A 9,908-nucleotide genomic window follows, 5' to 3' on the forward strand; every position below is an offset into this window, starting at 1 on the left:
GGAGAGAACCGCCCATGCTCGCACCGCAGCCCCCGCCGCCGCCTCCGCTGGAGCCGCAGCTCGAACTGCCCCCTCCGCAGTTCGACGCGCTCCCGCAGGCGAAACCGGACGAGTTGCTGCTCGACGAGGTGCCGCCGCTCACCCGCAGCGGGCGCGCGGCGGTCGTGAGCTGGGCGCGCAGGTACCAGTCGGGCAGCGCCTGCGCACCGGCCACGGCGACCAGCGCGGCCGATCCCTGCGGCGCGAACGGGTTCGCCCGCCGCAGGCTCCGCCGCGCGGCCCGGCCGGGGCCGGTCAGCCCGTCGCGGCCCGGCCCCAGGACGCTCCCGGCGACGAGACCGGCCCCCGCCACCAGCAGGAGCACCGCCGACGCGGCGAACAGGGACAGCAGGGCCAGGACCAGCGACAGCGCGAGGGCGAACCCCTGCCCGGTCCGCCAGCCCGCGTAGCGCGCCCGGCTCCACCGCAGGCCCCGGGCCGCGAGCCGGTCGTCGATCTCCCGGACCGGCCCGGCGGTCGCCAGACCGGTGCGGACCGCCCGCAGGGACTCCTCCCAGCTTCCGCAGCGGGCCAGCAGCTCCCGCTCCAGCTCGTCGTGCGCCACCGGGGTGAGGACGCGCACGGCGCCGCTCTCGATGCTGATCCGCCCGCTGTCGCGCATGGCGCACAGCACGGTGTCGGCCACCCGGCCGGGGCCGCCGGTGAGGAACGCCGCCTCGTACACGGTGGTGACCGTGCCGCCGGCGGCGTGGGCGATGTCGCGGCGGGCCCGGGCGGCGGTCACCCCCAGGCGGACCAGGCAGAGCGCGAGCACGCAGGCCACCAGGACGACGATCGGGGTCATGGCGGTCACCTCCCTTTCCGTACGGTGCGCAGGGTCCGCGCGATCCACGGGGTGCGGGCGCCGGGCCCGCCGCGCAACCATTCCTCCAGGCCGCGCCGCGCCGGCCCGTCGGCCACCGCGCCCGCCGCCAGCGCGTGCCGGGCCAGGCCGGCGGCGTCCTCGCGGTACCCGCGAGTCAGCGGACGGGAGCGGGCCCAGGCGAGCGCCGCGGTCCGGTACCCGTCGCCCAGCGCGCGCGGCAGCTCGGGCGCCACCCGGGCGAGGACGTCGGCCCGCTTCGCGGCCAGCGCCTCCCGCTGGACCCGCAGCCGCGCCCGGTCGAAGCCGTCCGGCACCGGGCCGCCGGCGGTGAGCGCGCTCAGCAGCGCCGCCTGCGCGATGGCCAGCCGGTGGCGGGCCGCCTCGGTGGTGTCAGCCACGGCGCACCCCCTCCGCCACCGCGCGGATCGCCGCCAGTTCGGCGGCCAGCTCCTCCCGCGACGGGAACGCGTCGTCGCGTTCGAGCAGCACCCCCGGCGGCTCGGTCCGCGCGCACAGCGCGTCCAGCACCGCCAGCACCTGCGGCGGGACGGGGTGCGCGTGGCTGTCGTGCCAGATGCCGTCCCGTTCGACGCCGCCGGCGACGTGCACGTAGGCGATCGCGTCCAGCGGCAGCGCGTCGAGCACCGCGACCGGGTCCTCGCCCCGGTTGACGTGGTTGGTGTACAGGTTCGCCACGTCGATCAGCAGCCGGACGCCGGTGCGCTCCACCAGCTCACCGAGGAACTGTCCCTCGGTCAGCTCCTCGCCGGGCCACGCGAACAGCGCCGCGATGTTCTCCAGCGCCAGCGGGACGGGCAGCGCCTCCTGGGCGATCCGCACGTTCTCGCACAGCACGTCCAGGGCGTCCCTGGTCCGCGGCACCGGCAGCAGGTGCCCGGCGAGCAGGGACGGCGTGCCGGTCAGCGGCCCGCCCGCCCGGACGAACGCGATGTGCTCGGTCACCAGCGGCGCGTCCAGCGCCTCCGCGAGCCCGGCCAGCGCCATCAGCCCGCTCGGCGAGGGCCGGTCGGCCCCGCCCAGCCCCAGCGACACGCCGTGCGGCACCACCGTGGTGCCGCGTCGGCGCAACGCCGCCAGGGGCTCGGGAAGATGGCCGGAGCAAACGTTCTCCGCGACCACCTCCACCCAGTCGATCCCCGGCAGCCCGGCTATCTCGTCGGCGATGTCGGGCCGCCACCCGATCCCCGTCCCCAGCCGCCTCATGTCCGCCTCCCCTGAAGGACAGTCCTGCCCGCACCGTGTGTGCGTGAGGGAGTTGTCTCCCGCCGCGCGGGCCCGGAACCCTGGCCGGGGGGTTCTCAGAGGAAGGCTTGAGGTTTCGCGATCGCAACCGTCTACGCGGTCTTCTCCGCGAGCAGCCGCTCCCGGACGGCGGCCACGTCGAAGTCACCCACCGGGTACCGCGGGTCCAGCGCGCGGAGGTGCTCCAGCAGCAGGCGGCTGACCGCCCAGTCGCGGTACCACTTGCGGTCGGCGGCCACGACGTACCAGGGCGCGGCGTCCGTGGAGCAGCGTTCCAGGGCGGCGGCGTAGGCGCGCTGGTAGTCCGGCCACCGCTCGCGCTCCGCGATGTCGCCGGAGTCGAACTTCCAGTGCTTGTGCGGCTTGTCGAGCCGGGCGAGCAGCCGCTCCCGCTGCTCGCCGTGGCCGATGTGCAGGAACACCTTGACGAACGTGACGCCGTCGTCGGCCAGCGCGCGCTCCCAGGCGTTGATCTCCTCGTAGCGCCGCGTCCAGACCGGCTCGGGCACCAGGCCGTGCACCCGGGGCACGAGCACGTCCTCGTAGTGCGAGCGGTCGAAGATGCCGACCTCGCCAGCCTTCGGCAGCGCCCTGGTCACCCGCCACAGGAAGTGCTGCGCGCGCTCCTCGGCGGTGGGGGCCTTGAAGGCGCGGATGCGGCAGCCGGCGGGGTTGAAGTGCGCGACGACACGCTTGACCGTGCCGCCCTTGCCCGAGGTGTCCATGCCCTGGAGGACCAGCAGCAGCCTGCGCCGGTCGCCGCCGGTGGCCGCGGCGTACAACCGTTCCTGGAGCGCGGCCAGTTCCTTGCCCATCGCGGTGGTCTCCGCGCGGGCCTCGGCCTTGGCGCCGGTGCAGCCGGGGGTGGCGTCGGAGGGGAGGGCGGCCAGGTCGACGGAGGACCCGGGACGGACGCGCGTCAGGCCGCGCAGTGACGTCTCGTCAGTCCCGTTCCGCGGCGCTTCTTCGGGGGTGTGACCGGATGTCCGATGGTGTCCCATGGATCCGATGATCTCAGCGGCGTTCCGCTTCCGCCTCCGCGCTCGTGTCCGTTCCCGCGTCCCGGGCGAGTGCGGTCAGCCGGGAGATCGCCCGGAAGTACTTCTTGCGGTAGCCGCCGTTGAGCATCTCCTCGCTGAACAGCGCGTCGAACGGGACGCCCGAGGCGAGCACCGGGATCTCGCGGTCGTACAGCCGGTCGGCCAGCACGACCAGGCGCAGCGCGGTGGCCTGGTCGGGCACCGGCCGCACGCCGGTGAGGCAGACGACCGTGACGCCGTCGCACAGGGCTCCGTAGCGGCTGGGGTGCACGCGGGCGAGGTGGTCGAGCAGCGTGCCGAAGTCGTCCAGCGAGGCGCCGGGGACGGAGTGCGCGGTGGCGGCGACCTCCTCGTCGGGGCGCGGTGCCGGGGCGGCGGGCAGGCCGCGGTGGCGGTAGTCCTCGCCGTCGATGCGCAGGGCGCGGAAGTGGGCGGCCAGGCCCTGGATCTCGCGCAGGAAGTCGGCGGCGGCGAACCGGCCCTCGCCGAGCTTGCCGGGGAGCGTGTTGGAGGTGGCGGCCAGGGCCACGCCCTCCGCGACGAGGCGGGCCAGCAGCGAGGAGACCAGCACGGTGTCGCCGGGGTCGTCCAGCTCGAACTCGTCGATGCACAGCAGCCGGTGGCCCGACAGCGTGCGGACGGTCTCCTGGAAGCCGAGGGCGCCGACCAGGTTGGTCAGCTCCACGAACGTGCCGAACGCCTTGAACTCCGGGGCCGCCGGGGTGGCGTGCCACAGCGACGCCAGCAGGTGGGTCTTGCCGACGCCGAAGCCGCCGTCGAGGTAGATGCCGCGCGGCTCCGGCCCGGCGGGCCGCCGTGCGCGGCGCGGCCACAGCCCGCGCCGCCCGGCGCCGGACGCGTGGGCGCCGCCGAGCCCGCCGGCGAAGTCGGCCAGCGCCTTCACGGCCGCGGTCTGGCTGGGCTGCCGGGGGTCGGGGATGTAGGTGTCGAACCGGACCGCGCCGAATCGCGGCGGCGGAACCATCTCGGCGACGAGCCGCTCGGCGGGAACGCGGGGTTCGCGGGTGCTGAGGGCCGTGGGGCCGGCTATCGCCCCGGCGGATTCCGTGCTGTTGCTGGTGCTCGACACGATTCCCACTGTACGTGGGGGAGGGTGGGGAAAGGGGCGGGCCTCGCGCACGTCCGGCCCGCGGCGGGGCATGTGTGCCACACTGCGGCCCATGCGACGCCTGTTCCCCCCGCCCTCCGGCGGCGACGACCACGAGTGGGATCTGTCCGAGCTGGCCGCGGCCTACGCGTACCCGGGGGACCACCTTCCCGGCGGCGGCTGGCTGCGGGCCAACATGGTGTCCACGGCGGACGGCGCCGCCTATCACGGCGGGCGCACGCAGCCGATCTCCAACGCCGTGGACATGCGGATCTTCGGGGTGTTGCGCGCGCTGGCGGACGTGGTGATCGTCGGCGCGGAGACGGTCCGCGAGGAGCGCTACCGGCCCGCGCGCCGGCGTGAGGAGTTCGTCGCGCGCCGGACCGCCGCCGGGCAGACGCCGGTCCCGGCCATCGCGGTCGTCAGCGCGAGCCTGCACCTGGACTACTCCCTGCCGCTGTTCACGGAGGCCGAGGTGCCCACGGTGATCATCACCGGCGCCAAGGCGCCGCGCACCGGGCTGGCCGCCGCGGAGGCGGCCGGCGTCGAAGTGATCACGGCCGGCGACGAGGCCCGGGTGGACCCGCTGCGCGTCAAGCCCGAACTGGTCAGGCGCGGTCACACCCGGCTGCTCACCGAGGGCGGCCCCCGGCTGCTGGGCCAGCTGGCCGCGGCGGGGGCCTTCGACGAGCTGTGCCTGACCATCTCCCCCCGGTTCACCTCCGGGACGGCGCCGCGGGTGATGAGCGGCCCGGAGATTCCCGAGCCGCGGGAGCTGGAACTGACGGATCTGCTGGAGGACTCCGGCTTCCTTTTCAGCCGGTACCGGAGGGTCCGGCAAACTGCGGAATGAGACGTTCCGCTTATCCTGGTCTGGGCAGGATGAAAAGCGCAATGTCCCGTGCGGCCGTGGTGAAGGATGGTTTCTGCCGGGCTGTCCGGGACCCGGCCCCGACGAAGGGCGCTTACCGTGATCACGACAGTTCTCATGATCGAAAAGCCCATGGTGCCCACCGATGTCGAGCTCGTCACCACCCTGCACGGTGACGAGGAGCAGTCCTTCGTCGTGCTCATGCAGCCCCGGGGGGACCAGGACCGGCTGCTGCGGGCGCTGGACGACGTGGCGCTCGGCGAGTTCGGCGAGGCCGTGCGCGAGGTCCGCGAGGAGGAGCCCGAGGGCCCCGAGGTCAACCGGCCGGCCGAGCGCGCCCTGCACCACTCGCTGGACGCGCTGCGCGCGGCCGGCGCCGAGGCCGTCGGGCAGGTCATCGACGACCACCCGCTGGAGCTGCTGTCCTCCGTGGTCCAGCAGACCCACGCGGACGAGGTCGTGGTGCTGACCGCGCCGCACTACGTCGAGGAGCTGTTCCACCGGGACTGGGCCTCCCGGGCCCGGCACAAGGTCGGCGTCCCGGTCCTGCGGCTCTTCGCGCACGGAGAATGAGCCCCGCTCCCGCGCCTGGTGCGACAATCGTGGGGCACGCCTCGACCGGGGACACCCGCAGGGACACCAGGGAGACACACGCATGACACCGGCGATCCCGCCCGCCATGACACGGCCCCACTTCATCGGCATCGGCGGCGCGGGCATGTCGGGCATCGCCAAGATCCTCACCCGGCGCGGCGCCCGCGTCGCCGGCAGCGACTCCCGGGACTCGGAGACCGCCGCCGCGCTGCGGGCGCTCGGCGCGACCGTGCACATCGGCCACGACGCCGCCCACCTCGCCCCCGACGCGACCTGCGTCGTCGTCTCCAGCGCCATCCGGGAGGACAACCCCGAGCTGGCCGAGGCGGCGCGCCGCGGCATCCCCGCCGTCCACCGCTCGGAGGCGCTGGCCGCCCTGATGGCGGGGCGGCGGGCCGTCGCCGTGGCCGGTACGCACGGCAAGACCACCACGACCTCGATGCTCGCCGTGGCCCTCACCGCCCTGGGCCTGGGCCCGTCGTACGCCATCGGCGGCGACCTCGACGCCCCGGGCTCCAACGCGGAGCACGGCGAGGGCGAGCTGTTCGTCGCCGAGGCCGACGAGAGCGACCGCAGCTTCCACCGGTACCGCCCCGAGGTCGCGATCATCCTCAACGTGGAGCTGGACCACCACGCCAACTACGCGTCGCTGGACGAGATCCACGCGTCGTTCGAGACGTTCGCCGACCGGATCGTGCCGGGCGGCACCCTGGTGATCAACGCCGACCAGGAGGGGGCGCGCAAGCTCACCGCCCGCCTCGCCGGCCGCCCGGACCTGCGCGTCGTCACCTACGGGGAGGCGCCCGACGCCGACGTGCGCGTGGCGCGCGTCCGGCAGGACCGGCTGACCAGCGAGGTCACCGTCGTCCTCGGCGGCGAGGAGCTGACGTTCGGGGTGTCCGTCCCGGGCCGCCACTACGCGCACAACGCCGTGGCCGCGCTCGCCGCGGGCGTGGCCGCCGGCGTGCCCGCGCCCGAGCTGGCGCGGGCCCTGGGCACGTACACCGGCGTGCGCCGCCGGCTCCAGCTCAAGGGCGAGGCGCGCGGCGTCCAGATCATCGACTCCTACGCCCACCACCCCACCGAGATGGCCGCCGACCTCGACGCGATCCGCGGCGGCGCCCGCGACGGGCGGGTGCTCGTCGTCTTCCAGCCGCACCTGTTCAGCCGGACCAGGGAGCTGGCCGCCGAGATGGGCGAGGCGCTGGCCGCGGCCGACGCCTGCCTCGTGCTGGACATCTATCCCGCCCGCGAGGACCCCGTCCCCGGCGTGACCAGCGCCCTCGTCGTGGACGCCGCCCGCGCGCACGGCGCGGACGTCCGCCCCCTCCACGACAAGGACGCCGTGCCGGACGCGGTCGCCGGAATGGCCGGGCCCGGTGACGTGGTTCTCACCATGGGGGCGGGCGACGTCACCGAGCTCGGACCGAGGATTCTCGCCCGCCTCTCGGGCTGAGACCAGGAGGCTTTCCATGGGGTACAAGGTCAGCAAGACCGACGAGCAGTGGCGCGCGGAGCTCACCGACGAGGAGTACCGGGTGCTGCGCCAGGCCGGCACCGAGGCGCCGTTCGTCGGCGAGTACACCGACACCAAGACGGTCGGCGTCTACCACTGCCGGGCCTGCGGCGCCGAGCTGTTCCGCTCGGAGACCAAGTTCGACTCGCACTGCGGTTGGCCGTCGTTCTACGACCCGGCCGGCTCCGACGCCGTCGAGACCGTGCCGGACCACTCGCTGCCGGGCCGGCCGCGGACCGAGGTGCGCTGCGCCGCCTGCGGCTCGCACCTCGGCCACGTCTTCGAGGGCGAGGGCTACGGCACGCCCACCGACCTGCGGTACTGCATCAACTCCATCTCCATCCGGCTGGATCCCCGGGAGCAGGGTTCCTGATCGCGCTCACCGCCGCGGCCAGCTCCGCGGCGGTGATGTGCCGCTCGTGCGTGCCGGGCACGGTGCAGGCGAACGCGCCCGCCACCAGGCCCGCCAGGACGGACCGGTCGAGGACGTCGGGGCCGCCGCTCGGCCCGTCGAACCACGTGTGCAGGAAGGCCGTGACGAACGCGTCGCCCGCGCCGTTGCTGTCCACCACGGGATCGGGCGGCGTCACGGCCGGGTAGTGCCGCACGGTCCCGTCCGTGCCGCCGTCGTCGCCGCGCGCCAGCACGTGGCAGCCGCGCTCGCCGTCCGTGGCCACCGCCAGCCGGGCGCGGCCCCGCTCCAGGATCATCCGCAGCACCTCGCCCACCCGGTCCCGGACGCCCGCCGCGCTCATGAACACGTAGTCGGCGCCGAACGCCCACGGGTGCGTGCCCGCGTCCTCCCCGTTCCACGCGTGCAGGTCGGTGGAGACCGGCACGCCGCGCTCGGCCAGCGGGCCGAGCAGCGCGCGGGTGAACGCCGGGCGCGAGACGTGGACGTGGCGGGCCCGCTCGGCGTGCGGCAGCGCGAAGTCCGGCGGCATCAGCAGACCGGCCGGGTGCCGCCCGTCGTAGAACGAGAACCGCCGGCCCTCGTCGTCCACCAGGTTCACGCTGCGCGGGGTGCCGTTCGGGGCGGGCAGGCTCTCGAAGTCCAGCCCCGCGCCCCGGAATCGTGCGCGGATCAGCGCGCCCTGCGCGTCGTCGCCGAGGAAGTCGAGGAACTTCACGCGCCGCCCCAGCGCGTGGAAGCCGAGCGCGGCACCGGTGCCGGTGTGCGCCACGTAGTCGCGGATCGGCGGCACGTGCAGCACGTCCCGGTCCGGGATCTCCAGCCGGTCGACCCGGACGATGGTGTCCACGCCCGCTCCGCCCACCACCAGCACGTCGTAGTCCATGGCGGGTCATCGTACGGGCGGACAGCGGCGAAAAGGGGTGGAGGGCGCGGCGCCGGGGCCGCAGGATGACCGGCATGTGGAGCACTCTCCCGGCGTTTCTCGGCGCCTGTCTGCTGGTCGCCGCCTCCCCAGGACCGAGTTCGGTGCTCATCATCCGCAACGCGCTGCGCGGACGCAGGGCCGGGATGATGACCGTGCTGGGCAACGAGAGCGGCGTCTTCCTGTGGGGGGTCTTCGCCGCCCTCGGCCTCACGGCGGTGCTGGACGCCTCCGAGGTCGCCTATGACGTGATGCGCGTGGCGGGCGGGGTGATCCTCGTGGGCTTCGGTGTCCAGGCGCTGCGCGCCGCGCGCCGGGCCGGGCCCGGCGGCCTGGACGCGCTCCCGGCCGGGGACACCGGCTCGGACCTGCGCAGCTACCGGGCCGGGCTGCTGCTGAACCTCGCCAATCCGAAGGCGGGCATCTTCGCGATGGCGTTCCTCCCGCAGTTCGTGCCGGCCGGCGCCCCGCACCTGGCGACGATGCTGGCCCTGGCCGCGATCTGGTCGGTGTTCGAGGTGGGCTACTACACCACGTACGTCTGGGGCGTCCGCCGGATGCGCCGGGTCCTGTCCCGCGCCGGGGTCCGCCGCCGGCTGGAACAGGTCTCCGGCGGTGTGATGATCGCCCTGGGGGTCCGGCTGGCGGTCGAGGGCTGAGCCCCCGGCCGGGCGGGCTCAGACCTCTTCGAGGAGGGTGCCGTACCGGTCGTGCAGTTCCTCCCAGCCGTGGGCCTTCGCGGACTCGCCGGTGACCTTGGGGAGATCGAGTCCGGCGAGTGTGCCGTCGAGGGCGGCCAGGCACAGGTGCCACCCGGCCGCGTAGCCCGGGGCCCGAGCGCGGTCGGTGAAGGTGTGTGTGAGGCGCAGCAGCGTCCCGGTCGGGTCGGGGGTCAGGTCGAAGCGCAGCTCGTCGCGGCCCCAGCGCAGCACCAGCGACCGGAGCGGGTCGGCGCGGCGCACCTCGGCGGGGGCCGCCGGCTCGGCCTCGGCCGTCTCCGGCAGCTCGACCGGTCCGGGCGTGTCGAGGTCGCGGTCGGGTGCGAACGGTGCCCAGCCGGGGACCTCGCGGGCGCGGGTGAGCGCCGCCCAGACGGCCTCGGCGGGGTGCGGGAGCACGCGGTCCAGCGAGAGCGCCCAGTGGTCGTCGGTGGTCACCAGTTCGGCCTGCTCCGGGTGCGCGGGCAGCTCGTCGGTCATGGCCCGATCCTCTCCCCGCCCGCCACCGCCCGCGAGCGGGACGGGCGCGGGGGCCCGGCGTCTCACGTCTCGCGCGTGTGCCGCAGCAGGACCGTGGCCGACTCCGGGGGCAGGG

10 protein-coding genes and 1 pseudogene are annotated in these 9,908 nt (G+C 75.0%); 5 read left to right on the forward strand and 6 right to left on the reverse strand.

Annotated features, from left to right (window positions below):
• The 4 genes and pseudogenes from ACSNOC_RS25455 to zapE all read right to left on the reverse strand — a co-directional run.
• Positions 1 to 844: TIGR04222 domain-containing membrane protein (locus ACSNOC_RS25455; RefSeq protein ID WP_436749916.1), on the reverse strand; the 844-nt coding region annotated here is incomplete at its 3' end.
• Between the two features lie 5 nt (positions 845 to 849).
• A pseudogene (locus ACSNOC_RS25460) lies at positions 850 to 2,089 on the reverse strand (multinuclear nonheme iron-dependent oxidase).
• A gap of 131 nt (positions 2,090 to 2,220) precedes the next feature.
• A complete protein-coding gene (locus tag ACSNOC_RS25465; protein ID WP_436749917.1) occupies positions 2,221 to 3,129 on the reverse strand; it encodes a PPK2 family polyphosphate kinase in 909 nt (302 codons plus the stop codon).
• 13 nt (positions 3,130 to 3,142) lie between these two features.
• Complete coding sequence (zapE, locus tag ACSNOC_RS25470) at positions 3,143 to 4,258, reverse strand: cell division protein ZapE (RefSeq protein ID WP_436749918.1); 1,116 nt, start codon at positions 4,256 to 4,258, stop codon at positions 3,143 to 3,145.
• Positions 4,259 to 4,349: 91 nt separating this feature from the next.
• Here zapE and ACSNOC_RS25475 point away from each other — a divergent pair, with 91 nt between their 5' ends.
• From ACSNOC_RS25475 to msrB, 4 genes are all read left to right on the forward strand, one after another.
• Positions 4,350 to 5,129 (forward strand): pyrimidine reductase family protein, encoded by a 780-nt coding sequence (locus tag ACSNOC_RS25475; protein WP_436749919.1) that lies wholly within the window; start codon positions 4,350 to 4,352, stop codon positions 5,127 to 5,129.
• 117 nt (positions 5,130 to 5,246) lie between these two features.
• Positions 5,247 to 5,720 carry an indole-3-glycerol phosphate synthase gene (locus ACSNOC_RS25480; protein WP_436749920.1) on the forward strand — a complete coding sequence of 158 codons (474 nt, stop codon included), beginning with the start codon at positions 5,247 to 5,249 and terminating at the stop codon, positions 5,718 to 5,720.
• A gap of 82 nt (positions 5,721 to 5,802) precedes the next feature.
• Complete coding sequence (gene murC / locus ACSNOC_RS25485; protein WP_436749921.1) at positions 5,803 to 7,197, forward strand: UDP-N-acetylmuramate--L-alanine ligase; 1,395 nt, start codon at positions 5,803 to 5,805, stop codon at positions 7,195 to 7,197.
• A 16-nt stretch (positions 7,198 to 7,213) separates the two neighbouring features.
• Entirely contained in the window at positions 7,214 to 7,630 is a 417-nt protein-coding gene (gene msrB, locus ACSNOC_RS25490) for a peptide-methionine (R)-S-oxide reductase MsrB (protein WP_436749922.1), read from the forward strand.
• Here msrB and ACSNOC_RS25495 read toward each other — a convergent pair.
• A complete protein-coding gene (locus tag ACSNOC_RS25495; protein WP_436749923.1) occupies positions 7,584 to 8,555 on the reverse strand; it encodes a carbohydrate kinase family protein in 972 nt (323 codons plus the stop codon). The genes msrB and ACSNOC_RS25495 overlap by 47 nt on opposite strands.
• A gap of 74 nt (positions 8,556 to 8,629) precedes the next feature.
• On the opposite strand from ACSNOC_RS25495, the gene ACSNOC_RS25500 reads away from it, so the two are divergent.
• The gene (locus ACSNOC_RS25500; protein ID WP_436749924.1) at positions 8,630 to 9,253 is read left to right on the forward strand and encodes a LysE family translocator; all 624 of its coding nucleotides are present in this window, start codon (positions 8,630 to 8,632) and stop codon (positions 9,251 to 9,253) included.
• A gap of 18 nt (positions 9,254 to 9,271) precedes the next feature.
• Here the strand turns inward: ACSNOC_RS25500 and ACSNOC_RS25505 are convergent, their stop codons facing one another.
• Positions 9,272 to 9,793: an SRPBCC domain-containing protein gene (locus ACSNOC_RS25505; RefSeq protein ID WP_436749925.1), complete on the reverse strand. Its 522-nt coding sequence runs from the start codon at positions 9,791 to 9,793 to the stop codon at positions 9,272 to 9,274.
• Between the last annotated feature and the right edge of the window lie 115 nt (positions 9,794 to 9,908).

Origin of the sequence: Streptomyces sp. URMC 129 (assembly GCF_051386415.1) — a bacterium.
Taxonomy (GTDB): domain Bacteria; phylum Actinomycetota; class Actinomycetes; order Streptomycetales; family Streptomycetaceae; genus Streptomyces.

Coding starts and splice junctions, on each gene's coding strand:
- ACSNOC_RS25465 (WP_436749917.1), bottom strand. CDS start 3,129: ATGGGACACCATCGGACATCCGGTCACACCCCCGAAGAAGCGCCGCGG.
- ACSNOC_RS25475 (WP_436749919.1), top strand. CDS start 4,350: ATGCGACGCCTGTTCCCCCCGCCCTCCGGCGGCGACGACCACGAGTGG.
- murC (WP_436749921.1), top strand. CDS start 5,803: ATGACACCGGCGATCCCGCCCGCCATGACACGGCCCCACTTCATCGGC.
- msrB (WP_436749922.1), top strand. CDS start 7,214: ATGGGGTACAAGGTCAGCAAGACCGACGAGCAGTGGCGCGCGGAGCTC.
- ACSNOC_RS25495 (WP_436749923.1), bottom strand. CDS start 8,555: ATGGACTACGACGTGCTGGTGGTGGGCGGAGCGGGCGTGGACACCATC.
- ACSNOC_RS25500 (WP_436749924.1), top strand. CDS start 8,630: ATGTGGAGCACTCTCCCGGCGTTTCTCGGCGCCTGTCTGCTGGTCGCC.
- ACSNOC_RS25505 (WP_436749925.1), bottom strand. CDS start 9,793: ATGACCGACGAGCTGCCCGCGCACCCGGAGCAGGCCGAACTGGTGACC.